The organism is Bradyrhizobium sp. KBS0727 (assembly GCF_005937885.2).
Lineage (GTDB): Bacteria > Pseudomonadota > Alphaproteobacteria > Rhizobiales > Xanthobacteraceae > Bradyrhizobium.
In genome coordinates, this window is record NZ_CP042176.1 from 4,665,741 (window position 1) to 4,691,216 (window position 25,476).

Consider the following 25,476-nt stretch of genomic DNA (forward strand, 5'->3'; position numbering starts at 1 on the left):
ATTGTTCGCCGTTGAAAAATTCGCCGGGAGGTTAAGATGCCCAAAGGCTCCGACTTGTTGGTTGCCGCTCTTGAGAACGAGGGCGTGGATCGCATCTTCGGTGTTCCCGGCGAAGAAAATCTCGACGTCGTCGAAAGCCTGAGAAAATCGTCGATTGAGCTGATCCTGACCCGGCATGAACAGGCTGCGGCCTTCATGGCGGCCACCTATGGCCGGCTGACGGGAAAGCCCGGTGTCTGCATCACAACGCTTGGCCCGGGCGCGCTCAATCTCGCGACCGGCGCGGCCTACGCGCTGCTGGGCGCGATGCCGATGGTGATGCTGACCGGGCAGAAAGGCATCATGAGCAGCCGTCAGGCGAAATTCCAGATCGTCGACGTGGTCGGCACGTTCAAGCCGCTGACAAAGCTTTCGCTGCAGATCGTCAGCACCAGCACGATTCCGACCCTGGTACGCGACGCCTTCCGAATTGCCACGCAGGAACGGCCTGGCCCTGTCTTGCTGGAATTGCCCGAGGACATCGCCGGCGAAGAAGCCGAACCTGTTGCGATGGTCGCGCAGCATCCGATTGAAATTCCGGTCGCCCACCGTGCTTCGCTCGATCGTGCGGCCGAGATGATTCTGAATGCCAAGCGGCCGTTGATCATGTTGGGCGCCGCGGCTTCCCGACCGCGAAGCGCGACGGGAATTGCCGGATTCGTTCGACGCACCCAAATTCCATTCTTCACGACCCAGATGGGAAAAGGCACCGCGCCCGGCGGCACCAAATTGTATATGGGTACGGCAGCCCTCAGCGAACGCGACTATGTCCATGAAGCGATTGACCGCGCCGACCTGATCATCGCAATTGGCCACGATACGATCGAGAAGCCCCCTTTCATCATGGGCCCCGGCGGGCCACAGGTCATTCACGTCAATTACACGCCGGCCAATGTGGAGCAGGTCTATTTTCCGCAATGCGAAGTGGTTGGCGATGTCGGCCCGAGCCTGGAACTGCTGGCCGACCGGGTTGAGGGCCGCCTGCCCAACGCCGGCGCATTGTTGAATCTCCGCGACGGCATTCTGAACAGGATCGCCGACCGGGCCACGGAAGCCAAATGGCCGCCGACGCCTCAACGTATCGTGCATGACGTGCGACAGGTCATGCCCGAGGACGGAATCGTTGCGTTGGACAACGGCATGTACAAGATATGGTTCGCGCGCAATTATCGAACGCTCGTCGCGAACACGCTGCTGCTCGACAATGCGCTCGCGACCATGGGGGCCGGATTGCCGTCGGCGATGATGGCGGCCATGCTCTATCCAAAACGCCGGGTACTTGCGGTGTGCGGCGACGGCGGGTTCATGATGAACTCGCAGGAATTGGAAACCGCGGTACGCCTCAAATTAAATCTGGTGGTGCTGATTCTGGAGGATTCCGCCTACGGTATGATCCGCTGGAAGCAAGCGGTCGATCATTTTCCCGATTTCGGCCTTACCTTCGGAAATCCGGATTTCGTCAGGTACGCCGAGAGTTACGGTGCCAAGGGCTCAAGGATCGAGAGCACCGATGCGATCATCCCGACGCTTGAGCGTGCGTTTGCCGGAGGCGGAGTACACCTGGTTGTCGTCCCGATCGATTATAGCGAGAACACCCGGGTGCTGGTCGATGAACTCCGCGAGAAAGTGAAGCGGGTTGACGAAGCTGCGAACTAGTTCTCCAGCGCCTCATAGACCAGTTGCTTGAGCGTGCGCTGGACCCGCTGGCGCTCGGTCGGCGTCTGCTCCAGCAGCACGAACATCATCTCCTGCTTGCGGTCGATCACCATGTAGCAGCCGCTGGCGCCGTCCCATTTCAACTCGCCGAGCGATCCCGGCGGCGGCGGTTTTGCGTTACCGGGATCGGTTCGCACCGCAAGTCCCAACCCCATGCCGAAGCCGTCGCCGGGAAAATAGAAATAATCCCGCTCAACGCCCGAGCCCTTGCCGGCATGGTCCGACGCCATCAATTCGAATGTCTTCGGATTGAGATAGGTCTTGCCCTCGAAGCTGCCGCCGTTAACCAGCATCTGCGCAAAGCGCGAAAAGTCCGCCATGGTCGAAACCATGCCGCCACTGGCGGATTGCCACTTCTGGCGAACCTCGGTCCGGTACTGGCGGCCGACACGAAAATCACTGTCATTCGGCAGCGGCTGGGCGAGCCGCTGCAGCCTCTCCGGTTCGGTGACGAAAAAGCCGGTATCGACCATGCCAAGCGGATCGAGCAGCTTTTCCTTCTCGATCTCGAACAATGATTTTCCGGACGCGATCTCCATGATCCGCGCCAGGATGTCGGTGGAATGGCCGTATTGCCACAGCGCGCCGGGCTGGTTGTGCAGCGGCAGCTTGGCGATTCGTTCTGCGAACTCGGCGAGGTCGAAATCACCCGCGTAGATGTTGGCGTCCTTGTAGGCCTTGCGCACCAGGCTATCGCCAAAGAAACCGTAGGTGATCCCGGACGTGTGACGCATCAGGTCGAGCACCGTCATCGGCCGGGTCTGCGGCACCAGCTCCAGCGTCTTGGTGCCGTCCTCGGCCTTCTTTTCGATGCCGACCTTGGTATCGGCGAAAGAGGGAATATATTTCGAGACGGGATCATCGAGCTTGATCTTGCCGTCCTGGATCAGCTGCATCGCGACGACCGAGGTGATCGCCTTGGTCAGCGATGACAAACGGAAGATAGTCTTGTCGGTAATCGGCGCCTTGGACACCACGTCCTGCACGCCAAAGGTCTCATGATAGACCGGCTTGCCGCGCTGCTGGATCAGGACGTCAGCGCCGGAGATTTTTCCGGTCGCGACCTCGTTCTTGAAAAATTCGGTGACCTTCGCAAGCTTGTCCGGATTGAAATGCGCTCCGGGTGGAATATCGAAGGTGCCTTCGGCGCGGACCGCGGGCGCAGCCGCCAGCCACAGCGCGCCGCAGGCCAGCGCACGCAACATTTGACGAGAATTCATTAGACCCCCTCCCAGGAAATCGCACGGGAGTGTAGCTGCGGCGTCAGCCGGCACAAGGGCCGCCGACATCAGCCAAAGCCGCGGCGTGCAGGCGGCCGCTCTCGTCGGAGAAGCAGCAGAACATCACGCGCGTGACATCGGGCGCGGAGGCCAGCGCCTCGGCAACGGCGGCAACCGCGATCCCGGCCGCGCGATCGGCGGGAAAGCGATAGACGCCGGTGGAAATGGCAGGAAAGGCTACGGACGACAGCGCGTTGGCCTGACACAGCTCGAGCGCGCGGCGATAGCAGGAAGCGAGCAATTGATCCTCGCTTGCGTCGCCGCCGTGCCAGGTCGGCCCGACGGCATGAATCACATGCCCGGCCGGCAGCCGGTACCCCTTGGTGATTTTGGCGTCGCCGGTGGCACAACCATGCAGCGTGCGGCATTCGGCCAGCAGTTCGGGACCGGCGCCGCGATGGATGGCGCCATCGACCCCACCCCCGCCGAGCAGGGACGAATTCGCGGCATTGACGATGGCGTCAACGCGCAGACTGGTGATATCGGCAACAACAACTTCCAGCCGCGCCTTGCCGATCAGGCGCGCGGTGTCGCTCAGGCCGAGGCCGCGGCGCTGACAGTGACGCCCTTGTCGGCGAACAGCTGCTGCAATTCACCGGCCTGGAACATCTCGCGGATGATATCGCAGCCGCCGACGAACTCGCCCTTGACGTAAAGCTGCGGAATGGTCGGCCAGTTCGAATAGGTCTTGATGCCGTCGCGCAGATCGGCGGATTCGAGAACGTTCAGGCCCTTGTAGCCGACGCCGACGTGATCGAGGATCTGCACCACCTGGCCCGAGAAACCGCACTGCGGAAATTGCGGCGTTCCCTTCATGAACAGCACGACGTCGTTCGACTTCACTTCATTGTCGATGAATTGCTCGATGCTCATCTTCATTTCCTTTTGGGGCACCGCCCCTGCGGCTGGAGCCTCACGGACCGGCTCGTCCCGTTTAACCCGGTTACTGCCCATATATGTAGCCCAAACCGTTGTGCATCCAAAGTAAAATGGCGGGGAGCTGGCATGCGCGGGCTCGGTCCACGGTCCCGGGCGGGATCGGCCATCATCTGACGGCATCAATATCATGGCTCGGGGAGGCTTTTTTCCCGGACGGGAACCCCTATCTAGGACGGACTGTCCGTCAGGAACCAGTTCGCCAGACTAACGTTCTCTCCCTCAACCGGAGACACCAGTGACGAAATCAGTATCCGCCGCGGCCTCGTTGGCCACCCCCGCCCCGTCACTTTTCTCCGATTCCGGCAGCCTCGCCCCGAGTCTGGTCGAAGCCTATCTCGCGGTCCGGGACGAAACCGAGCGCCGGGCCGCTCCCTTGAGCCCCGAGGACCAGCTCATCCAGTCGATGCCGGACGCGAGCCCGGCGAAGTGGCACCGCGCCCATACCACCTGGTTCTTCGAGCAATTCCTGCTCGGCGAGCACTGCCCGGGCTACCAGCCGTTTCACCCCGACTACGCTTTCCTGTTCAACTCCTATTACGTCAGCGCCGGACCGCGGCACGCCCGCCACCAGCGCGGCCATCTGACCCGCCCGAGCGCGGATGAGGTCACCGCCTATCGCCGGCATGTCGATGCCGCCATCGTGAAATTCTTCCAGACCGCCGATCAGGCCACGCTGGCGAATCTGGTCCCGCTGGTCGAGGTCGGCCTCAATCACGAGCAGCAGCATCAGGAATTGATGCTGACCGACATCCTGCACGCCTTTGCGCAGAACCCGATCCCGCCGGCCTACGATGCGGCGTGGCGCTTCCCGCCGTCGCACCGAACGGCTGAGGAATGGGTCGCCCTCAACGAAGGCATCCACACCGTCGGCCATACCGACGACAGCTTTCATTTCGACAATGAAAAGCCGGCGCATCGCGCCCTGGTCGGCCCGGTCAGGCTTGCCCGCAACCTCGTCACCAATGCCGAATGGCTCGCCTTCATGAAGGATGGCGGCTACGGCACGGCGACGCTGTGGCTGATGGACGGCTTTGCCGCTGCCAATAACGAAGGCTGGCAGGCGCCCGGCCACTGGCGCCAGGTTGGCGGCGAATGGCGAATCATGACGCTCGGGGGCCTGCAGCCGGTCGACCCGTCGGCGCCGGTCAGCCATGTCAGCTACTACGAGGCGGACGCGTTCGCGCGCTGGGCAGGCAAGCATCTGCCGACCGAGATGGAATGGGAAGTCGCCGCTCGCGCCGGCCAGTTGAACGATGCCTTCGGCATCGTCTGGCAGTGGACCCGCAGTTCCTACTCGCCCTACCCTGGTTATCGCGCCATCGAAGGCGCGCTCGGGGAATACAACGGCAAGTTCATGGTCAACCAGCTGGTGCTGCGCGGCTCCTCGCTTGCAACTCCTGCCGGTCACAGCCGTATTACCTACCGCAACTTCTTTTATCCGCACCACCGCTGGCAATTTACGGGGTTACGCCTCGCCGATTACGTCTGATCCATCCGACGATCAAAGGCGCGCCGGAAAGCGCGTTCAGGAGAGTATCATGAATGTGCATGCCCCCGCTTTGGCCCAAGCGCAGCCGTTCGACGAAGCGACCTCGGCCTTTGCCGGCGACGTGATCGGCAACCTGTCGCAGCATCCCAAACGGCTGTCGCCGAAATATTTCTACGACGCTGCGGGATCGGAGCTGTTCGAGCAGATCACCGTGCTCCCCGAATATTATCCGACCCGCACCGAACTCGGCATTTTGCGCAGCCGCGGCGACGAGATCGCCGCGATCATCCCGAAGGGCGCCGCACTGGTGGAATTCGGCGCCGGCGCAACGACGAAAGTGCGGCTGCTGCTGGAGCGCTGTGAGTTCGGCGCCTATGTCCCCGTCGACATCTCCGGCGATTTCCTCAACGCGCAGGCCGATGCGTTGCGCAAGGATTTCCCCGATCTTGCGGTTTATCCGGTCGCCGCCGACTTCACTGCGCCATTCGCATTGCCGGCCGAGATATCAGGCATGCCGAAGGTCGGCTTCTTTCCCGGATCGACGCTCGGCAATTTCGAACCGCATGAAGCCAGCGCCTTCCTGCGCAGCGCCCGCGAGATTCTCGGCGAAGGCGCACAGATGATCATCGGCGTCGATCTCGAAAAGAACGAGCGCGTGCTTTACGATGCCTACAACGATGCCGCCGGCGTCACCGCGCGCTTCAACCTGAATGTGCTGGTCCGCATCAACCGCGAACTCGGCGGCAATTTCGACATTTCCGGCTTCATGCACCGCTCGATCTACAATCGCGAGCGTCATCGCATCGAAATGCACCTGATCGCCAGGAAGGCACAGTCGGTGCGGATCCTGGGGCAGAATTTTTCATTCCGCCCCGGCGAGAGCATCCACACCGAGTCGAGCTATAAATACAGCCTCGAGCGCTTCACCGCGCTGGCGCAGCGGTCGGGCTGGTCGGTCCGCGACTCCTGGACCGACGGCGAGCAGATGTTTTCGGTCCACGCGCTGGTGGCCGAAAGCTAGGGCCCGGCCACAACCAGCCGTCATTCGATCCCGCCACCACAGCTTCTGGCCCTGGGCTTGTTACGGGCCGGTCGCGGCCTGCGCGCCGGTACGATCCGGGGCGCGGGCGATATCCAATGGTCGGACAATCGCTCGGCATCCAGCAGCCAGGCGTGAATGATTCGCCATTTATCCTGCCCGCGGGCCTGGAAATCCAGCAGCGGCGACCGTGCATCCTGGAGCTCGTGGAAGAATTTCAACGAGTCTTTTCCGGTGGGGCCGCCGGGATCGACCGTCCGCGTTGGAATCCAACGATCCCACTCTTGAATAATCAGGACTCTTGCTTCGCTTTGTTTCATCGGCGCGGTTTCCCAGCCACGGAAGCCGTGGGGACTGAGGGTGGTCGCGCTGGTCAAAGTGAAAGCAAAGTGTCTGCGCCGCCGCGCGCTTCGACACCATGCAGGTGGAATGTGGCAGAGAGTGGTTAACGATTCCTAACCTTGATCGATTATGTCAGCAAATCGCTGCATCCGTGCTGCGGTTTCCCCTCCGAACCGTCCAAATTTTGACTCGGACTCAGCCGATCCTGTTCTGACGACTTGGCTGGGGTGAGTTCGTGCCAGGGGGTACCAGTGATGGGTAAAGCGCATTTTGCGTCCAGCGATGCTGGACAACGTTCTGATTCGTCGTCCGTCCATGATGACGACGATGGCTGGGATGCCGAGGTCAGCGCCGAGACGGAGTCGCTGCTTGAGGAAAATGCCAGGCTCCGGGCGCTCGTCGTCCAGCTTTCGAGGCTCGTCCTCAAGAACGTCGTCGGGCAAAAATAGGTTCGGACTTATTCTTCGGGTGGGGATCGCAACGAGATCGATTCCCACACCGCGACCACGATCATGATCGCCGACGTGATGATCGACAGCATCAGCGGCGACAGGTCGCCTGCGAACCATGCAACCACGCACAATGCGACGATGCCGACACCGTGCGAGAGCTGAAGAAAACCGCGAAAGCTGTGCTTGAACAGGATCGTTCCGAACAGGAACAATAGCGGACCGCCAATCGCGCTGAGTACCGTCTTGGGATCGGAATGACCGGCCGGGTGCTTCAGCACCAGTTCGTCGGCCACCGCCGTGACGATGATGCCGGCCACGATCGGCATATGCAGGTAGGTATAAGCGAGCCGCGCCAGCCGGCCCGGCTCGCTCGATCTGGAAATCTGCTCGGAGCCGGCTTCGGCGCCCTTGTGAAAATAGATCCACCACATCGCGAGGCTGCCGACGAAGGCCGACACGAACGCCACGACGTTTTCGGTGGTCCAGGTCAGGTCGGCAAAGGTAGCCCCCGTCACGACGATGGATTCGCCGAGTGCGATGATGATGAACCCCGCGCAACGCTCGGCCATGTGGCCGCCCTCGACGACCCAGTCCGAGATCGAGGACGCGCCGTAGCGGGGAATCCAGAACCGCACCACCGGCGAAACATATTCGATCGCAAGCGCAATCGCCCAAAGTACCAGCCGCGATTGGCCTTCCATCAATCCGCCGGAGATCCAGAACACCGCCGACACCGTCAGCCAGACCGTAATGCGGATCGCATTCATGCGCGCCGGCGGTCGCGACGATGGCGTCGCGATCCATAAAAATACCGTCTTGCCGACCTGCATCGCGGCATAGGCGATGGCGAACCACAGACCGCGCCCGTCGAATGCCGAAGGGATCGAGGTCGACAGCACCAGCCCGCCGAGTGTCAGCCCAAACAGCAACAGCCGGACCGGCGTCTTTTCAGGATCGAGCCAGTTGGTGATCCAGGAGGTGTAGACCCACACCCACCACACCGCGAGAAACAGCAGCGTGACATGCACCGCACCCATTGGCGTGAAGTCGGCCAGCAGCGTGTGCGAGATCTGCGTGACGGCGTAGACGAAGACGAGGTCGAAGAACAACTCGGCATAGGTGACGCGGCTATGCTGGTTCGGCATGATCGGGCGCCACATCGCACCGCGTGGATTGTCCGCCATCGGTGCGCCCCCGCCTCCGCCCGACCCTGCGACTAGCCTCCCGGCACGCCGGTTTGCAGCGCCAGCGCGTGCAGCACGCCGCCCATCTGTCCCTTGAGCGACTGGTAGACGATCTGGTGCTGCTGGACGCGCGACTTGCCGCGGAAGGATTCCGAGATCACGGTCGCGGCGTAATGGTCGCCGTCGCCAGCGAGATCGCGGATCGTCACCTCGGCATCGGGAATAGCTGCCTTGATCATCGATTCGATATCGTGGGCGTCCATCGGCATCCAGCATGTCTCCGTCAGATGTTTCGAATCACGGCCGGCTCGCGCGACCGTGACAGCCAAACCTAGCGCTTACGCTCTTCTAGGTCACCCTTTCCTGCACTATATTCCCGATCCAGGCGCCTTGAATATGTGATATCCGGTCACGTTGTCTGGCGACGAAATGACCGAAAAAGAGGCTGCGAGCCATGAAACTGCCCGGTCCCGACCATCCGATCACGATTACGGCAAACCCGAAGCGCGTCCGTGTCTCGGCCGGCGGCGTGGTGGTTGCCGATACCACCCATGCGCTGACCCTGAAGGAAGCGAGCTATCCGGCTGTGCAGTATGTGCCACGCACGGACGCCAATATGGCGCTGCTCGCCCGCACCGAGCGGACCACGCATTGCCCCTACAAGGGGGATGCGAGCTACTTCAGCATCAATGCCAACGGCAAGACCATCGACAATTCGATCTGGACCTATGAGACGCCGTTCCCGGCGATGGCCGAGATCGCCGGCTACCTGGCGTTCTACCCGGATAAGGTGACGGTCGAGGAAGTGGTCTAGTGTGCTTCAATTAGTCCGGCCCGCTTGGCCCGGACCCTACCTGCGGGTAGGGTAGCGTTGGGTTGAATCAGCCTGCCGGGGGGCGCCATGTCATCGATTACCCAAGCCGCAACGACCACAGACGTTCACGCCGCGCCGAAAGCCAAAGCGCGCAACTTCTCGATCGACCGCGCCCGCACCTTCCTGACGCTCGTGGTCCTCCTTCACCATGCGGTGATCCCCTACACCTATTTCGGCCACACCGATCCGAAGTCGTGGATCGGCTTCGACATGATCGTGCTCGCCACCGACAGTTTTTTCATGGCGATGTTCTTTTTCCTCTCCGGACTGTTCGTGTGGCCGGGCATTGCCCGAAAGGGACCTGCGAACTATTTGCGGGATCGCCTGACCAGGCTTGGCCTGCCGTTCGTGATCTGCGCGTTCACGCTGATTCCGATCGCCTACTACGCCATCTCGCTGCGGCAGCATCCCGAGATCGGCTTCGCGGAGTTCTGGTGGAACACGATCACGGTCGGCCCCTGGCCGAGCGGACCGATCTGGTTCCTCTGGGTCCTGTTCGGCTTCGACCTCGTTGCATGCCTGCTGTTTCGGCTGTCACCCACCCTGCTCGAGCCAATCAACCGCCTGTCGCTGAACGGTCACGACCGGCCCGGGGAATTCTTCGTCGTGATGTTTGCTGTCACCGCCGCGCTCTACGTTCCCGGGCGAATTCACTTTGGCGCTGGCAGCTGGTTCGAGTTCGGGCCGTTCTCGGTCCAGCATGGCCGCGTGCTGCTCTATGCGAGCTATTTCTTTTTCGGCGCCGGCATCGGCGTCCTGCATATGGATCGCGGGCTGTTGGCGGCAGACAGCAAGCTGGCCAAGCGTACCTGGAACTGGGTGTTCCTGGCGCTCGTTCCGTATTGCCTGATGTGGGTGCTGATCTACATCAAGCGCGAAATACTGGGGAATCCGGTGCGGCTGCCGGAATGGTACGAATCGGACTACGGTTTCTGTTTCGCCCTCTTCAGCGTGGCCATCCTGTTTGTGATCCTGGCCTACTTCGTGAGATTCAAGCAATCCGGCCGGAGCATACTCGATCCCATGCAGGCGGACGCCTACGGCATGTTCCTGGTCCACTATCCGATCGTGCTGTGGCTGCAATACTGGCTGTTCGATCTCGATCTGCCCGCGATCGTCAAGGCAATGACGGCGTTCGTGCTGACGGTGATATTGAGCTGGGCCGCAACGGCGGCGCTGCGGAAGATACCAGGCGCGAAGCGGGTGCTGTAAGGCAACCCGTCATTCCGGGATGGTCCGAAGGACCAGACCCGGAATCTCGAGATTCTCAGATGCGCAATTGCGCATCGTAGTTCGATGCTACGCATCGCCCCGGAATGACGACAAAAAACTTACGACGCCTTGCCGCTCATATAGGCCGGCAGCCAGGCTTCGAACGCCGTATTGAGCGCCTCGATCGCCACTGGCGTTTCGCCCGCGACCGCGATCGAGTCGCCACCCGTGGTGCCGATGCGCGCGCAGGGCACGCCGGCCCCCTTCATCTTCGCCAGCACGAGCCCGGCCTGTTCCGCCGGTACCGTTACGATGTAGCGCGCCTGATCCTCGCCGAACCACCACGCGTGCGGCACGATCGAGCTTGGTGCCGCCAACAACTGCGCGCCGATGCCGCTAGAAATCGCCATCTCCGCCAGCGCGATCAGAAGCCCGCCGTCGGAGAGGTCATGCACCGCGGTCGCGGTGCCGGCGTGAATCATGCCGCGCACCACGTCGCCGTTGCGCTTTTCAGCCGCAAGATCGACCGGCGGCGGCGCGCCTTCTTCGCGGCCGCAGATGTCGCGCAGGTAAACCGACTGTCCGAGCCAGCCCTGGGTTTCGCCGATCAGCAGGATCGCCTCGCCCGCAGCCTTGAAGGCCAGCGTCGCCGACTTGGTGAAGTCGTCGAGCAGACCGACACCGCCGATCGACGGCGTCGGCAAGATGCCGCGGCCGTTGGTCTCGTTGTAGAGCGAGACGTTGCCGGACACGACCGGGAAATCGAGCGTGCGGCAGGCTTCCGAAATCCCCTTCAGGCAGCCGACGAACTGGCCCATGATTTCGGGCCGTTCCGGATTGCCGAAATTGAGGTTGTCGGTGATGGCAAGCGGCCGTCCGCCCACCGCGGTGATGTTGCGCCAGGCCTCCGCCACCGCCTGCATGCCGCCTTGATACGGATCCGCTTCGCAATAACGCGGCGTCACGTCGACGGTGAGCGCCAGCCCCTTCGGCCCGTCCTGCACCCGCACGACCGCCGCGTCGCCGCCGGGGCGCTGCACGGTATTGCCCAAAATGACGTGATCGTACTGTTCCCACACCCAGCGCCTCGAGCACAGCTCCGGCGTTCCGATCAGCCTTTCCAGCGCGGGCATAATTCCGATTGGCGGCTTCACATCCTGCGCGCGAACCACCGGCAGGGCTGCGGATGCGACATGCGGGCGATCATAGAGCGGCGCCTCGTCGCCGAGCTCCTTGATCGGCAGGTCGGCCATGACGTCGCCGCCATGCTTCACGACGAAGCGCTTGCTCGGCGTGGTGTAGCCGACCACCGCGAAGTCCAGGCCCCACTTCCGGAAGATCGCCTCGGCTTCCTTTTCCTTCTCGGGCTTGAGCACCATGAGCATGCGCTCCTGGCTTTCCGAGAGCATCATCTCATAGGCGCTCATGCCGGTCTCGCGCGTCGGCACCGCGTCGAGATCGAGGTCGACACCGAGATCGCCCTTGGCACCCATCTCGACTGCCGAGCAGGTCAGGCCCGCCGCGCCCATGTCCTGGATCGCGATCACGCAATCGGCTTCCATGATTTCGAGGCAGGCTTCGAGCAGCAGCTTTTCCGCGAAGGGATCGCCGACCTGCACGGTCGGGCGCTTCTCGGCGGAATCGTCGTCGAATTCGGCCGACGCCATCGAGGCGCCGTGAATGCCGTCGCGACCGGTCTTGGAGCCGAGATAGACGATCGGCATGTTCACGCCGGATGCCGCCGCGTAGAAAATCTTGTCAGTGTCGGCGAGGCCGACCGCCATCGCGTTGACGAGGATGTTGCCGTCATAGCGGGTGTGGAAACGCACCTGCCCGCCGACCGTCGGGACGCCAAACGAATTGCCGTAGCCGCCGACCCCGGCGACCACGCCCGACACCAGATGGCGCGTCTTGGGGTGTTCCGGCGCACCGAAGGAGAGCGCGTTGAGGCATGCGATCGGCCGCGCGCCCATCGTGAATACGTCGCGCAAGATGCCGCCGACGCCGGTGGTCGCGCCCTGATATGGCTCGATGTAGCTCGGATGGTTATGGCTCTCCATCTTGAACACGACCGCCTGGCCGTCGCCGATGTCGATGACGCCGGCGTTCTCGCCCGGGCCCTGGATCACCCACGGCGCCTTGGTCGGCAGCCCCTTGAGGTGGATGCGCGAGGATTTGTACGAGCAGTGCTCGTTCCACATCGCCGAGAAAATCCCGAGCTCGGTGAAAGTCGGTACCCGTCCGATCAGCTTCAGGATGCGCTCATACTCGTCCGGCTTCAGGCCATGGCTGGCGACGAGTTCGGGGGTGATCTGGGGTTCGTTCATGGGTCTCTTATTAGGTAGATCGACGGGGTGCGAAAAGGCCTTTTATGGCGCATTTCCGCCCTGTCCAGAGCTTTGCGGGGGGAGCCTTGCGGGATCGGCGTTTGCACATCGCTCCCGGATCGGATTTAAGGGCTGAAACACCGAATTGAAGGGCCATTTTTAGTGAACGAGCTCCCCAAAAATGCATTCCGCCACCGCCCCGATCTGCACGTCGAAACCGAGGGCGAATTCGAGGGCTGGCGCACCTGGACCCGTGACAGTTTTGAGACCCATAACGGGCCGTTCTGGCACCGGATCGACGAAAACGGCAAGGTGCAATGCGCGTTCCGGGTCGAAGCGAAGCACCTCAACGGCATGCGCAACGTCCATGGGGGCGCCTTCATGTCGTTCGCCGATTATTGCCTGTTCGCGATCGCCTCGTCCCACCTCGAGAGCCCGGGCGTCACGGTCGGCTTTTCCTGCGAATTCCTCGACGCCGCCCGCGAGGGCGAATTGATCGAATGCGACGGCGAGGTCACCCGCGCCGGCGGTTCGCTGATCTTTCTGCGCGGCACGCTGAAATCCGCCGATCGTTCGCTGTTCACTTTTTCCGGCACCATCAAGCGGGTGAAGCGAAAGCCGCCAACGGCGGCATCCGTCGCGACACCGTAGTTTTTTCTCACCTTCCGCGCACGACCTGATAAACAAGCGGACGTGCCGGGAGCCATCAAGTTGCCGAAGAGCAATGCTGCGATCGAAGGCGAACCAACGCCTGCATCACCGCCGGATCCGACCGGTGTTGCAAAAGCCGCGCGCGGCTGGCGCGATTATGCGTTGCTGCTGGCGCTGGCCTGCTGTTGGAGTTCGACCTACCCGCTGACTAAGATCGGGCTCGGGTCGATCCCGCCGATCACCTTCATCTCGGCGCGTTCGCTGATCGCAGCACTGTTCTTGCTCGCGATCCTGTACGCGCGGGGCCTGCGGATCCCGACCGACATCAAGGCCTGGAAGCTGTTCGCCTTCCAGCAAACCATCAATTCGACGATTCCGTTCCTGATGATCACCTGGGCGCAGCAATTTGTGCCGGCAGCCCCGACCGTGGTGCTGGCCTCGACGACGCCGATCTTCGCGTTCCTGATCACCTGGGGCATCACCCGGCACGAGCCGGCTACCCTGCTCAAGCTCGCCGGCGCGCTGCTGGGTCTTGCGGGCACTGCCGTGATCATCGGTCTCGACGCGCTGGGCGGGCTCTCCGCGAATCTGTTCGCCGAGATGGTGATCCTGCTCGCCACCGTCTCGTTTGCCTGCGCGACGATTTTCGGATTACGGCTGTCCGATTACGACCCGACGGTGGTCGCGGCCGGATCGCTGCTGTTCGGCGGCACGCTTCTGTTGCCGGTCGCGCTCGTCGTCGAGCATCCCTGGACACTGCACCCGACAAGCGAGGCCCTGATCGCCACCGCCACGATGGGAATCTTCTCCAGCGCGTTCGGATTGATGCTGTTCTATATGTGCCTGGTCCGGCTCGGCACGCTGACCACCAATGCACAAGCCTATTTGCGGATTCCGATCGGCGTCGGCCTCTCGGTGCTGCTGCTCGGCGAGACCGTGCCGGCCAATCTCGCGCTCGGCCTCGTGCTCGTGATGGCCGGCGTCGCCGCCATGACCATTCCGGCCGACAAATACCGGCTTTGGCTCAACCGGTTCGTCCGTTGAACGTGAACGAACCGTAACGGCCTGGACGGGAACGGAAGCCGATGTCTGCGGTTGGGAATTACTCACCAGCAAAGGGAGTAATTCATGAGAGCAGCAACACTAGGGCTGGCAGCAGCGCTGGCATTCACGAGCACGCTTGCGCTGGCGCAATCGACGACTACGGGCGGTAGCACAACCTCGCCTGGCATGACGACGACCCCAGGCACCACGACAGGTTCCTCCACGGGAACGACAACGGGTAGCACCGTCGGCAGCAGCGGCATGAGCAATCAAGCCGGCAGTGCAGCCGCTGCGCAGAGCGCTGGGGCGAATCCGTCTGGCACCACGTCCTTCAACCCGTCGCCCAGCGGTTCGACGATCGGCCCCGGAACTGGCTCCGGCGCTGGAAGGTAAAGCAGCGACTGAAAAAAGAAGCCCCGCACGTGCGGGGCTTCTTTCTGTCAGCAGGCGCAACCGCCGCGGCTATTTCTTCTCTTCCAGCAGCTTGCGATATTTCTCGACGTCGAGCGTCACCAATTTCCCGAGCACGTCGGGCGTGTGCTCGTTGGCTTCGGGGGCGACGGTAGAGAGGTCATGAAAGCGCTTTTTCACCGGCTCGCTTTCGACGGCGGTCTTCGCCGCCGCGTTCAGTTTCTCGACGACCGCCGGCGGCGTTCCCTTCGGCGCGAACAGGCCGTTCCAGCCCTGCGCCTCGAAGTCGGGAAGGCCGGCTTCCGCCGACGTCGGGAGATCGGGTAAGGTCGCGAGCCGCACGGTCGAGCCGACCACGAGGCCCCTGACCAGTTTGTCGTCGATCGCCTGCGACACCGAGGCGGCGGCGTCGCAAACGCCGTCGATCTGTCCGCCAATCGCGTCCGTCAGCGCCGGCGCCGCGCCGCGATAGCCGACCAGCGTGACGTCGATGCCGGCGGCCTGCACGAAGCTCTTGCAGATCAGGAAGTTCGACGAGCCGACACCGGCGTGGCCGAGATTGATCTTGCCGGGATTGCTCTTCGCATAGGCGATGAATTCCTGCAGGTTCTTGGCCGGGAAATCCTTGCGCAGCGCGACGACACCGAAGGTCTTCGCCACCATGGCGATCGGCGCAAAGGAATCCGGTGTGAACGGCAGCTTCGGATAGATCGTATAGGTCGCGGCACTGGTGCCGGCATTGCCGATCGCGATGGTGTAACCATCAGCTTCGGCGCGCGCGGCGCGTGCCAGCGCAGTCGAGCCGCCGGCACCCGCGACATTCTCGATCACGACCGGCTGGCCCAGCGCCTTGCCCATCTCCTCGGCGACCGCGCGCGCGATCACATCCGAGGTGCCGCCGGCCGCGAACGGCACGATCATGGTGATGGGATGTTTTGGAAAATCCTGCGCATGCGCGCCGGTCACGAACGAGAGCGCCGCAAGCGCGACCGCAAGTCTGGCCACGAACGAATTCACGCCGCCTTCTCCAGGTGCGCCACAAGGCCGGCAAACAGGCCACGGCCATCGGTGCAGCCCATGATGTCTTCGACGTGGTTTTCCGGATGCGGCATCATGCCGAGCACATTGCCGCGCTCGTTGACGATGCCGGCAATCGAATCCGCAGCACCATTGATGTTGGAATTCTCGTCGACCACGCCATCGGCGGAGCAATAGCGGTAAAGCACCCGCCCCTCGGCCTCGAGCCGCTTCACGGTCTCCTCGTCGGCCTCGTAGTTGCCTTCGCCATGGGCGACCGGCACCCGAATGACCTGGCCGGCATTGTAGCCGCGCGTGAACGGCGTGTCGGAGCGTTCGACCCGCAGATGCACATCCTTGCAGATGAATTTCAGCCGCGCGTTGCGCATCAGCACACCGGGCAAGAGACCTGCTTCACAGAGGATCTGAAAGCCGTTGCAGACCCCGAGCACGAGGCCGCCTTCGGCAGCAAACGCCCGCACCGCGTCCATGACAGGGGCGCGCGCGGCGATCGCCCCACAGCGCAGATAGTCGCCATAGGAAAATCCGCCGGGCACGACCACGAGGTCGGTGCCTTTGGGCAACGCGGTCTCGGCATGCCAGACCATCGCGGACTCACGGCCCGATGCAAGCTTGAGCGCGCGCGCCATGTCGCGCTCGCGATTGATTCCAGGAAAGACGAGTACGGCTGATTTCATAAGGTGGGCACATCACTTAGTTCGAGACGAGTCTCGATGCGATCCAGACGGCCTTCGTGCCGAACCAACGTCGCATGGATTGCGGAAATTTCCTGGAAGATGCCTGTGATCTCCTGGCGAATTCCATTCTGCGAAGATCGAGAGGCCTGCATCTCATGCTTAAGTTCGTCGATCTTGCCGTCGACTTGGGCTAGCCGCGACTGGATCGGTTTCAACACTTCGAAAATGAGTTCAGGTGTCACCTCGGCCATCGGTGTTCGCCCTAGTTCTTCACCTCAATAGCATAATTCTCGATCACGGTGTTGGCCAGCAGCTTGTCGGCGGCGGCTTTCAGGGCCGCCTCCGCCTTGGCCTTGTCGGAGCCGGAAAGTTCGATGTCGAACACCTTGCCCTGACGCACGCTGGCGACTCCATCGACGCCAAGCGATTTCAGCGCGCCTTCGATGGCCTTGCCCTGCGGATCGAGAATGCCGGATTTCAATGTAACGGTAACGCGTGCTTTCATATCAACCCCGTCATTCCGGACGAGCCGCGCAGCGGATCGATCCGGAATCTCGCGCAAAAAAATCTCTGGGATTCCGGGTTCGCGGTCTACGCCCGCGCCCCGGAATGACGTGCTAGCTCTTCACGAGCACCGGGCCGCTGCCGGCCGGACGCTCGTTCTCCATCAGGATGCCCAGACGCTTGGCGACTTCGGTATAGGCCTCCAGCAGTCCGCCGAGATCCCGGCGGAAACGATCCTTGTCGAGCTTCTCGTTCGACTTGATATCCCACAGCCGGCAGGAGTCCGGCGAGATCTCGTCGGCGACGATGATGCGCATCATGTCGTTTTCGAACAGGCGGCCGCATTCCATCTTGAAATCGACGAGGCGGATGCCGATGCCGAGGAACAGCCCGGTCAGGAAGTCGTTGACGCGGATGGCGAGCGCCATGATGTCGTCGATTTCCTGCGGCGTGGCCCAGCCGAACGCCGTGATGTGCTCTTCCGAGACCATCGGGTCGTTGAGCTGGTCGTTCTTGTAATAGAACTCGATGATCGAGCGCGGCAGCTGGGTGCCTTCCTCGATGCCGAGGCGCTGCGACAGCGATCCCGCCGCCACGTTCCGCACCACCACCTCGAGCGGCACGATCTCGACCTCGCGAATCAGCTGCTCGCGCATGTTGAGGCGGCGGATGAAATGGGTCGGCACCCCGATATCGTTGAGGTGCTGAAACAGGTACTCCGAAATCCGGTTGTTGAGGACGCCCTTGCCCTCGATCACCTGGTGTTTCTTGGCATTGAACGCGGTCGCATCGTCCTTGAAGTGCTGGATCAGGGTTCCCGGTTCCGGGCCTTCATACAGGACCTTGGCCTTGCCTTCATAAATGCGGCGTCGACGGCTCATTGGGATGTACCGTGTTTTGTTGAAATCCATGAATCTGGTGTGCTCCGGATGACAAGGGTTACGACCACGACGGAGCTGCCGTGAAGGCCGGGAGCTCGACTACAACCACCGGAAACAGAACAAGAACCTAGCCTGGGGGCAACCTACCTGATTGGCCTATCCAGCACAATCGATCCGGCCCGGTTGGGCCCAACTTATACCGGTTGCCCTGCGGCTTAACGGCTCGTTGTTTTGCCGATTCGCCACCTCTATCTAGGTGTGGAAGCGGGCCGCCGCAACGCGACCGCAGGACCCATTTTGCCGGGATTGGAACCACAGAAATGACCACTTTCGACAAGCGCGAGGACGGTTTCGAGAAGAAGTTCGCCCTCGACGAGGAGCTGAAATTCAAGGCCGAAGCGCGCCGCAACAAGCTGCTCGGGCAGTTGATCGCGGAAAAACTCGGCTTGTCGGGCGACGCCGCTGCCGCCTATGCGAAGGATGTGGTTGCCGCGGTATTCGAGGGCGACGGCGACGTGCTTCACAAGGTGCTCGGCGACATCAAGGCCAAGGGCGTCGACCTCACCGAGCGGGATCTGCGCGACAGGATGGATGCCCTGATGGCCGAGGCGGTCGCGCAGGTAAAAGCGGGGACGTAAGGGCTTGCCGTCATTCCGGACACCGCGCAGCGGTGATCCGGAATCTCGAGATTCCCCGATGCGCAATTGCGCATCTGAGGTTCGCTACGCGCCCCGGAATGACGGTGGAAATTACTCTTCCTTAAACCCATACTCCGGCACGTTGCCGCTGGCGCCGTAATACTTGTACGGCAGGAATTTTCCGGACATCGAAATCTTGACCCGGTCGCCCTTCGGATTGGCGACGCGCTCCATCACCATGTCGAAATCGATCGCCGACATGATGCCGTCACCGAATTCCTCCTCGATCAGCGCCTTCCAGGCCGGGCCGTTGACCATCACCATTTCGTAGAAGCGGTAGATCAAGGGATCGGTCGGCGGCATCGGCGTGCCGGTGCCGCGCATCGGCACTTCGTTCAGCATCGCGGTCTCGGATTTCGACAGCCCGAACAGCTCGGCGGCGTTGGCGGCCTGCGGTTTTGTCAATTTCATCTGGCCGAGAATGGCGCCGACGATCAGCACTTCGGAATAGCCGCCGATCTTTTCGCAGATGTGCTTCCAGCTCCAGCCCTTCTCGCGCTTGATGTCGAGCAGCTTTTCGGTGAGGTCGGATCGCTTCATGTTTCGTCTCCCTGTTTAACGCGCGATGTGCTTCGCCGGACCGGTTTTGACCCCAGCACCGATCGATCCGTTTCGTGCACGAAGCATGCCAGCAGCGACGCCCAACTCCCCGTGGCTTGAACGGCGCTACGGCTCCTGCCGCAGGCTCGCTTCGAGCCGCCCGAGCTCGGTGTCGAGGTCCCGCTCGACGTCGGCGACACCGAGCTCGACCACCCGATAGTCGCGCGCTTCCAGCCATGCCCTTCGGCCGGCGCGGTCGGCGACGATGGCGTCCGATTCGCTTGCGTTGACCAGCTCGATCGCGATCCGGTGCACGAAGGAGACGAAATCGGGGATGTGGCGGCCGACCGGTGTCTGCCGCTTGAACTGCCCGGCAAACCGGCGATCGCGGGTCAGCGCCTGCCACAGGATCCGCTCGGCGTCGGTCGGGTTACGCCGCAGCAGCCGGGCCAGGCCGCGGACCGTGCTGTTGTCGCCCGGCGCGGTCGCACCTTGCCCATGCTCGGCCAGCAGCGCGCGAAGCCGGGTCGCCTGTTCGCCGTCGAGCACACCGCCCTTGGCCGGCCCCTTGCGGCCTTCGGCAATCGCCATAACAACCCCATGCAAAGTATGCATGTCCTGCTTGGTCGGGTCCATCCGGGTAAAGATGTTGCGCAGGTTGACCAGCATGGTCTCCCGCTTTTCCGGCGGGCGCAGGAATTCGACCTTGTCGAGTTCCCGGATCAGGTTGTCGAAAAAGGCCTGCATCTGGTGCTGGGAGGCGCGCTCGGAATGTTCGGGCATCGCGAACGGCAGGGCGCCGCCGGTCGAGCGCTTGAACCATTCGTAGCCGATCAGGAGCACTGCCTGCGCCAGGTTCAGCGACGCAAAGCCCGGGTTGACCGGAAAGGTGATGATCCGGTTGGCGAGCGCGACTTCCTCGTTCTGCAAGCCGTAACGCTCGCGGCCGAACAGGATGCCGACGCCGCCACCGCCGGCAACATGCGCCGCGATCTCGCCGGCCGCTTGCGCCGGTGCGACCACCGGCTTGGCCTGGTCGTGGGCGCGGGCGGTGGTCGCAAACAGCAGCGTCAGATCGGCGACCGCCTGCTCGACCGTGTCGAACAATTCGGCCTGCTCCAGAATCTGATCGGCGCCGGCCGCCGCGCGTTGCGCCGCGATGTTCGGCCAGCCGTCACGCGGATTGACGATTCTTAATCGGGAAAGTGCAAAGTTGCCCATTGCGCGCGCGGCCATGCCGATATTCTCGCCGAGCTGCGGCTCGACAAGAATCACAACAGGTCCGGCTAAGTCCAAACCAGACTTGGTTTTATCGGTGCCCGAACCGGACATTCTCACTTCACTTTCTGATTCCGCGACCAAAGATTTTGAATCAACACGCGAAGCGAATGATCCAAACGCTGACGATCACGCCGCTTTCGCAAAGCTGAGCGGAATTCTCAAGTCAGTTACCAGAGTTAGTCGTGTTTCCGAACGCGCGATCAAAGCGTGGATAAAGCTTCGCTTGAAGCGCCGCTTGTGGACGCACCGCTTTCGGATAGGCTAACAAACACAACCAAAGCGAAGCTGCAAACGAACCTTGCAAAACGAACCTTGAAAGCCGGCTCAACGGCTGAAGTCACGGGAGAGACGTCCATGCGCGGTCGATGGTCATTGGCGATTCTGGGTGTGATCCTGATCCTGGCCGGCGGCTTGCTCGCCCATCTGACCCAGACCTCGGGCGGCATCAAAATCCACGACGTGCGCTTCAAGGGAGCCAAGGGCAACACCATGAGCGCCCTGCTCTACGTCCCCCCGAACGCCACGGCGCAGACTCCCGCCCCCGGCATCCTCGCGGTTCACGGCTACATCAATTCGCGCGAAACCCAGGACGGCTTCGCCATCGAGTTTGCCCGCCGCGGCTATGTCGTGCTCGCCCTCGACCAGACCGGCCATGGCTATAGCGACCCGCCCGCCTTCGCCAACGGTTTTGGTGGCCCGGATGGGCTGGCTCATCTGCGCAGCCTCGATATCGTCGACAAGAACAATATCGGGCTCGAAGGCCACTCGATGGGCGGCTGGACCGTGCTCGCGGCCGCCACCGCCATGCCCAACGACTACCGCGCGATGGTGCTGGAAGGGTCGTCCACCGGCAAGCCGTTCGCCGCTGACGGCACCCCCAGTTGGCCGCGCAATGTGGCGCTGGTGTTCGCCCAGTATGAGGAGTTCTCCTTCCTGATGTGGGGCGAGGACAAGGCCCGCGACGTCACCCGGAGCCCGAAGCTGTGGGCCTTTTTCGGCACCCAGGGCGCGGTCGAACCGGGCAAGGTCTATGGCGACATCGCACAAGGCACGGCGCGGGTGCTCTACACGCCTGATATCACCCACCCCGCCGAGCACATCTCCCATGAAGCGATCGGCTACAGCCTCGACTGGTTCGGCAAAACCCTGCAGGGCGGCACGCCCCGCCCGGCCGACGACCAGATCTGGTTCCGCAAGGAGATCGGCACGCTGATCGCGCTGGTCGGCTTTGTCGCGCTGCTGATCGGGGCGTTCGATGGCCTCCTGGAAGCTTCGATGTATTCGCGGGGGCTGAGACTGCCCGCGATCGAGGACGGCACCATGCCGCCCCATTCGGCCGCGCGCGGCCACCGCTGGACCGTGGCCTTGATCCTGTCGGCGTTGATTCCGGCGCTGACCTATTACCCGGCGTTCGCGTTGGCCGGCACCTTCGTCAAACCCTCGACCTGGCTGCCGCAAGGCATCACCAACCAGATCCTGGTCTGGGCGGTCATTAATGGCCTGATCACGCTGGCATTGATGTCGTTCGCGCCCAAACGTGCCAGCCGGACCGGCCTTGTCGGCCAGTCGGTCGTGATTGCGCTGGCGACCGTCGCGATCGGCTATGCCGCACTGTGGCTGGCCGATCTCGCCTTCAAGATCGACTTCCGGTTCTGGATCGTGGCGCTGAAATTGATGAGCGCCAAGCAGTTCCTGATCTTCCTGATCTACCTCGTGCCGTTCACGGCGTTCTTCGTGGTCGCGCTGCACGTGCTGCACCGGAATTTCTCGACCATGGCGGCTGGCCGCGGCACTCTCTACCTGACCAACATCTTCGCGCTGACATTGGGCTTCATCGTGCTCTTAGGCACACAATACGGCACGCTCTGGTTGAGCGGAAAGCTGTTCAACCCGTTGCCCGATCCAGGCTTCGTCCCGCTCTCCACCATCGTCGCGATTCAGTTCGTGCCACTGCTAGCGATCTGCGCTGTGATCGCGACCTTCACCTGGCGGCGGACCGGCTCCAGCCTGCCGGGGGCGCTGATCTGCGGGCTGTTCGTCACCTGGTACGTGGTGGCCGGCACCGCCACCCAGGCGGCGTTTTAGAGCGTTTTCGAGCGAAGTGGGTACCGGTTCGCGTGAAGAAAACGCGTCAAATCAAAGAATCAGCTCTTCGGTTCTGATCCTTCAGAACCGAAGAGCTGGCCGGAACGATGGGCTGAAAGTGCATAACGGCTTGGCTTCCGCAGCCCCGTTTGCGGTGCTATAGCCCGCATATAATCCTCCACTGACGCCCGAAACGCGCGTTTTTCCAGAAAAAGGCCCCCTCCGTCATGGCAAAAATCAAGGTGACCAACCCCGTCGTCGAACTCGATGGCGACGAGATGACCCGGATCATCTGGCAGCACATCAAGGACAAATTGATTCTCCCGTTCCTCGATATCAACCTGATGTATTTCGACCTGGGGATGGAATACCGCGACAAGACCAATGACCAGGTCACGATCGATGCCGCCAATGCCATCAAGAAGGTCGGCGTCGGCGTCAAGTGCGCCACCATCACCCCGGACGAGGCGCGGGTGAAGGAATTCGGGCTGAAGGAAATGTGGAAGTCGCCGAACGGCACCATCCGCAACATCCTCGGCGGCGTGATCTTCCGCGAACCGATCATCTGCAAGAACGTGCCCCGCCTGGTTCCCGGCTGGACCAAGCCGATCATCATCGGCCGCCATGCCTATGGCGACCAGTACCGCGCCACCGACATCAGGTTCCCGGGCAAGGGCACGCTGACGATGAAGTTCGTCGGCGAGGACGGCGCTGTGATTGAGCGCGAAGTGTTCAAGTCGCCCGGCAGCGGCGTCGCCATGAGCATGTACAACCTCGACGATTCGATCCGCGATTTCGCCCGCGCCTCGCTCACTTACGGCCTCAACCGCGGCTATCCGGTCTATCTGTCGACCAAGAACACCATCATGAAAGTCTATGATGGTCGCTTCAAGGACATCTTCGAGGAAGTCTACGAGAAGGAATTCAAGAAGGACTTCGAAGCCAAGCGCCTCACCTATGAACACCGGTTGATCGACGACATGGTCGCGTCGGCGCTGAAATGGTCCGGCGGTTATGTCTGGGCCTGCAAAAACTACGACGGCGACGTGCAGTCCGACACCGTGGCGCAGGGCTACGGCTCCCTCGGCCTGATGACCTCGGTGCTGATGACGCCGGACGGCAAGACCGTCGAAGCCGAAGCCGCGCACGGCACGGTGACCCGCCACTACCGCGAGCACCAGAAGGGCAAGGAAACCTCGACCAACTCGATCGCCTCGATCTTCGCCTGGACGCAGGGCCTCGCCCATCGCGCCAAGCTCGACAACAACGAGGAACTGGCGAAGTTTGCCAAGACGCTGGAGAAGGTCTGCGTCGATACCGTCGAGGCCGGCTACATGACCAAGGACCTCGCGCTGCTGGTCGGTGCCGACCAGCGCTGGCTGTCCACCACGGGTTTCCTCGACAAGGTCGCGGAAAATCTGACCAAGGCGATGGCTTAAACGACCGGTGACGGGGTTACCGGTTCTTGAGGGTTAACTCAGGAAAGTTCTTGGGGCTCAACTCAGGAAAGTGTGACCATGTTGCTGTTTAAGCGCGCCGCGCTCGCGGTTCTGTTGCTGTCAGGCTCGCTCGTGAGCGCAGCCGCCGCCGAGACACCTCTTCCCGACGCCATCGCGGCGCCGGGAGAGGCCACCATACTCACCCTGCATGCCGAAGGCGCGCAGGTCTACGACTGCAAGCCCGGTAGCGACGGCAAGCCGGCCTGGGCCTTCCGCGAACCGATCGCGACCTTGATGGCTGAAGGCAAGACCGTCGGCCGGCACTATGCCGGGCCGAACTGGGAATACAGCGACGGCAGCGCCGTGGCCGGCAAGGCTGCCGGCAACGCTCCGGGCGCGACACCGAACGATATTCCCTGGCTGAAGCTCACGGTGGTTTCCCAGCGCGGCAACGGCGTCCTCTCGGGCGTCACCACCGTGCAGCGGATCAACACGCAGGGCGGCAAGCTCGAAGGCACCTGCGACAAGCTGGGGGCCACGCACAGCGCACCCTACTCCGCCGATTACGTATTCCTGCGCAAGGGCTGAGCACCGGACGATGCATGAGCGAGCCGCACTGGCGGACATTCGCGCGATCACCTTCGATATTCAGGGCACCTGCGTCGATTTTTATCAACCGCTGATGCGGCTCGGACAGGCCGTCAATCTCGCCAAGAACATCAATCTCGATTGGTCGCGCCTGTCGGGAGCATGGCGCGAGCTTTACCGCTCGGAAATGGACGGCGTGATCGCGGGGACCAGACCCTGGATCAGGGTCGATCAGATCTATCGCCAGGCATTCGACGTTCTGCTCGATCGCGAGCAGGTTAGCGCGCGTTTCACGGCCGGCGAGCGTGACAGCTTCTGCGAGGTCTGGTCGCGGCTCGACCCGTGGTCGGACAGCGTCGACGGGCTAGAGCGCCTGCGCCGCCGGTTCACGACGGCGACCTTGTCGAACGCCGGTATGGCCGCGGTCATCTCGGTCTGCAAACACGCCGGTTTGCCTTTTGATGCGGTGCTGACGGCCGAACTGTGCAGAAGCTACAAGCCTTCACCTGCAGTCTACCAGCTCGCGGTCGATTATCTCGGATTTGAACCCGGCCAAATTCTCATGGTCGCCTGCCACAAATACGACCTCGCGGCCGCCAAAGCGTTCGGAATGCGAACCGCGTTCGTGGCAAGACCTCTGGAGTTTGGGCCGCAATCCAGCCCCGATGTCGCGGCCGAACCCTGGTTCGACCTGCATGTGCAGAGTCTGCAGGAATTGGCAGCTGCTCTTGGAACCTGAGCTCGCC

General features: G+C 62.3%; 27 protein-coding genes. 13 read left to right on the plus strand and 14 right to left on the minus strand.

From position 1 onward, the window contains the following. The first annotated feature begins 36 nt into the window (after nucleotides 1-36). Nucleotides 37-1,695, plus strand: a complete 1,659-nt coding sequence (locus FFI89_RS21950) for an acetolactate synthase large subunit (protein ID WP_138829715.1) — start codon at nucleotides 37-39, stop codon at nucleotides 1,693-1,695. On the opposite strand, the gene FFI89_RS21955 is transcribed toward FFI89_RS21950, so the two are convergent. Genes FFI89_RS21955 through grxD form a run of 3 tightly spaced genes read right to left on the minus strand, consistent with a single transcriptional unit; the run spans nucleotide 1,692 to nucleotide 3,908 of the window. Then, nucleotides 1,692-2,975 carry a serine hydrolase gene (locus FFI89_RS21955; RefSeq protein ID WP_138829716.1) on the minus strand — a complete coding sequence of 428 codons (1,284 nt, stop codon included), beginning with the start codon at nucleotides 2,973-2,975 and terminating at the stop codon, nucleotides 1,692-1,694. The two genes, FFI89_RS21950 and FFI89_RS21955, sit on opposite strands and share 4 nt — an antisense overlap. A 43-nt stretch (nucleotides 2,976-3,018) precedes the next feature. Further along, entirely contained in the window at nucleotides 3,019-3,573 is a 555-nt protein-coding gene (locus FFI89_RS21960) for an O-acetyl-ADP-ribose deacetylase (RefSeq protein ID WP_138829717.1), read from the minus strand. Next, nucleotides 3,570-3,908, minus strand: coding sequence for a Grx4 family monothiol glutaredoxin (grxD, locus tag FFI89_RS21965; RefSeq protein WP_138829718.1), 339 nt, complete (start codon nucleotides 3,906-3,908; stop codon nucleotides 3,570-3,572). Before grxD ends, FFI89_RS21960 begins: the two co-directional genes overlap by 4 nt. A 301-nt stretch (nucleotides 3,909-4,209) precedes the next feature. Here grxD and egtB point away from each other — a divergent pair, with 301 nt between their 5' ends. Both egtB and egtD read left to right on the plus strand, forming a co-directional pair. After that, nucleotides 4,210-5,463 carry an ergothioneine biosynthesis protein EgtB gene (egtB, locus tag FFI89_RS21970; protein ID WP_168212989.1) on the plus strand — a complete coding sequence of 418 codons (1,254 nt, stop codon included), beginning with the start codon at nucleotides 4,210-4,212 and terminating at the stop codon, nucleotides 5,461-5,463. Nucleotides 5,464-5,512: 49 nt separating this feature from the next. Further along, nucleotides 5,513-6,484, plus strand: a complete 972-nt coding sequence (gene egtD / locus FFI89_RS21975) for an L-histidine N(alpha)-methyltransferase (protein WP_138829719.1) — start codon at nucleotides 5,513-5,515, stop codon at nucleotides 6,482-6,484. A 20-nt stretch (nucleotides 6,485-6,504) separates the two neighbouring features. Here egtD and FFI89_RS21980 read toward each other — a convergent pair whose 3' ends face one another. Next, entirely contained in the window at nucleotides 6,505-6,822 is a 318-nt protein-coding gene (locus FFI89_RS21980) for a hypothetical protein (RefSeq protein ID WP_138829720.1), read from the minus strand. Between the two features lie 276 nt (nucleotides 6,823-7,098). Here FFI89_RS21980 and FFI89_RS21985 point away from each other — a divergent pair, with 276 nt between their 5' ends. Further along, nucleotides 7,099-7,293: a hypothetical protein gene (locus FFI89_RS21985; RefSeq protein WP_138829721.1), complete on the plus strand. Its 195-nt coding sequence runs from the start codon at nucleotides 7,099-7,101 to the stop codon at nucleotides 7,291-7,293. 8 nt (nucleotides 7,294-7,301) lie between these two features. Here the strand turns inward: FFI89_RS21985 and FFI89_RS21990 are convergent, their stop codons facing one another. Beyond that, nucleotides 7,302-8,480 carry a low temperature requirement protein A gene (locus FFI89_RS21990; protein WP_246669219.1) on the minus strand — a complete coding sequence of 393 codons (1,179 nt, stop codon included), beginning with the start codon at nucleotides 8,478-8,480 and terminating at the stop codon, nucleotides 7,302-7,304. A 32-nt stretch (nucleotides 8,481-8,512) separates the two neighbouring features. After that, on the minus strand, nucleotides 8,513-8,749 hold the full coding sequence (locus tag FFI89_RS21995; RefSeq protein WP_074815459.1) for a BolA family protein: 237 nt from the start codon (nucleotides 8,747-8,749) through the stop codon (nucleotides 8,513-8,515). A gap of 185 nt (nucleotides 8,750-8,934) precedes the next feature. Here FFI89_RS21995 and FFI89_RS22000 point away from each other — a divergent pair, with 185 nt between their 5' ends. Then, nucleotides 8,935-9,294: a DUF427 domain-containing protein gene (locus tag FFI89_RS22000; RefSeq protein WP_138829722.1), complete on the plus strand. Its 360-nt coding sequence runs from the start codon at nucleotides 8,935-8,937 to the stop codon at nucleotides 9,292-9,294. 87 nt (nucleotides 9,295-9,381) lie between these two features. After that, a complete protein-coding gene (locus FFI89_RS22005) occupies nucleotides 9,382-10,566 on the plus strand; it encodes an acyltransferase (RefSeq protein WP_138829723.1) in 1,185 nt (394 codons plus the stop codon). A gap of 119 nt (nucleotides 10,567-10,685) precedes the next feature. Here FFI89_RS22005 and purL read toward each other — a convergent pair whose 3' ends face one another. Next, nucleotides 10,686-12,893, minus strand: a complete 2,208-nt coding sequence (purL, locus tag FFI89_RS22010) for a phosphoribosylformylglycinamidine synthase subunit PurL (RefSeq protein WP_138829724.1) — start codon at nucleotides 12,891-12,893, stop codon at nucleotides 10,686-10,688. A gap of 162 nt (nucleotides 12,894-13,055) precedes the next feature. On the opposite strand from purL, the gene FFI89_RS22015 reads away from it, so the two are divergent. After that, nucleotides 13,056-13,544, plus strand: coding sequence for a PaaI family thioesterase (locus tag FFI89_RS22015; RefSeq protein WP_138829725.1), 489 nt, complete (start codon nucleotides 13,056-13,058; stop codon nucleotides 13,542-13,544). 81 nt (nucleotides 13,545-13,625) lie between these two features. Next, nucleotides 13,626-14,588: a DMT family transporter gene (locus tag FFI89_RS22020; protein ID WP_246669522.1), complete on the plus strand. Its 963-nt coding sequence runs from the start codon at nucleotides 13,626-13,628 to the stop codon at nucleotides 14,586-14,588. Between the two features lie 462 nt (nucleotides 14,589-15,050). Here FFI89_RS22020 and FFI89_RS22025 read toward each other — a convergent pair whose 3' ends face one another. From FFI89_RS22025 to purC, 5 genes are all read right to left on the minus strand, one after another. After that, entirely contained in the window at nucleotides 15,051-16,016 is a 966-nt protein-coding gene (locus FFI89_RS22025; RefSeq protein ID WP_138829727.1) for a tripartite tricarboxylate transporter substrate-binding protein, read from the minus strand. Next, a complete protein-coding gene (gene purQ / locus FFI89_RS22030; protein WP_138829728.1) occupies nucleotides 16,013-16,714 on the minus strand; it encodes a phosphoribosylformylglycinamidine synthase subunit PurQ in 702 nt (233 codons plus the stop codon). Before purQ ends, FFI89_RS22025 begins: the two co-directional genes overlap by 4 nt. Beyond that, nucleotides 16,711-16,965 (minus strand): hypothetical protein, encoded by a 255-nt coding sequence (locus FFI89_RS22035; RefSeq protein WP_138829729.1) that lies wholly within the window; start codon nucleotides 16,963-16,965, stop codon nucleotides 16,711-16,713. The genes purQ and FFI89_RS22035 overlap by 4 nt, the downstream gene beginning before the upstream one ends. Before the next feature lie 11 nt (nucleotides 16,966-16,976). Then, nucleotides 16,977-17,219 (minus strand): phosphoribosylformylglycinamidine synthase subunit PurS, encoded by a 243-nt coding sequence (purS, locus tag FFI89_RS22040; RefSeq protein ID WP_138829730.1) that lies wholly within the window; start codon nucleotides 17,217-17,219, stop codon nucleotides 16,977-16,979. Nucleotides 17,220-17,331: 112 nt separating this feature from the next. After that, complete coding sequence (gene purC, locus FFI89_RS22045) at nucleotides 17,332-18,099, minus strand: phosphoribosylaminoimidazolesuccinocarboxamide synthase (protein WP_171944915.1); 768 nt, start codon at nucleotides 18,097-18,099, stop codon at nucleotides 17,332-17,334. A gap of 320 nt (nucleotides 18,100-18,419) precedes the next feature. Between purC and FFI89_RS22050 the strand changes: the two genes are divergently transcribed. Then, nucleotides 18,420-18,737: a DUF1476 domain-containing protein gene (locus tag FFI89_RS22050; protein ID WP_138829731.1), complete on the plus strand. Its 318-nt coding sequence runs from the start codon at nucleotides 18,420-18,422 to the stop codon at nucleotides 18,735-18,737. Between the two features lie 111 nt (nucleotides 18,738-18,848). Here FFI89_RS22050 and cynS read toward each other — a convergent pair whose 3' ends face one another. Both cynS and FFI89_RS22060 read right to left on the minus strand, forming a co-directional pair. Continuing rightward, entirely contained in the window at nucleotides 18,849-19,337 is a 489-nt protein-coding gene (gene cynS / locus FFI89_RS22055; RefSeq protein ID WP_138829732.1) for a cyanase, read from the minus strand. A 126-nt stretch (nucleotides 19,338-19,463) separates the two neighbouring features. Continuing rightward, nucleotides 19,464-20,669, minus strand: coding sequence for a TrmJ/YjtD family RNA methyltransferase (locus FFI89_RS22060; RefSeq protein WP_138829733.1), 1,206 nt, complete (start codon nucleotides 20,667-20,669; stop codon nucleotides 19,464-19,466). A 303-nt stretch (nucleotides 20,670-20,972) separates the two neighbouring features. Between FFI89_RS22060 and FFI89_RS22065 the strand changes: the two genes are divergently transcribed. The 4 genes from FFI89_RS22065 to FFI89_RS22080 all read left to right on the plus strand — a co-directional run bounded on the left by FFI89_RS22065 (nucleotide 20,973) and on the right by FFI89_RS22080 (nucleotide 25,469). Next, on the plus strand, nucleotides 20,973-22,703 hold the full coding sequence (locus FFI89_RS22065) for a S9 family peptidase (RefSeq protein ID WP_246669220.1): 1,731 nt from the start codon (nucleotides 20,973-20,975) through the stop codon (nucleotides 22,701-22,703). A 227-nt stretch (nucleotides 22,704-22,930) separates the two neighbouring features. After that, on the plus strand, nucleotides 22,931-24,142 hold the full coding sequence (locus FFI89_RS22070; protein ID WP_138829734.1) for an NADP-dependent isocitrate dehydrogenase: 1,212 nt from the start codon (nucleotides 22,931-22,933) through the stop codon (nucleotides 24,140-24,142). Between the two features lie 78 nt (nucleotides 24,143-24,220). After that, nucleotides 24,221-24,730, plus strand: coding sequence for a DUF3455 domain-containing protein (locus FFI89_RS22075; protein ID WP_138829735.1), 510 nt, complete (start codon nucleotides 24,221-24,223; stop codon nucleotides 24,728-24,730). 10 nt (nucleotides 24,731-24,740) lie between these two features. Beyond that, nucleotides 24,741-25,469 (plus strand): haloacid dehalogenase type II, encoded by a 729-nt coding sequence (locus FFI89_RS22080; RefSeq protein ID WP_138829736.1) that lies wholly within the window; start codon nucleotides 24,741-24,743, stop codon nucleotides 25,467-25,469. Nucleotides 25,470-25,476: the final 7 nt, after the last annotated feature.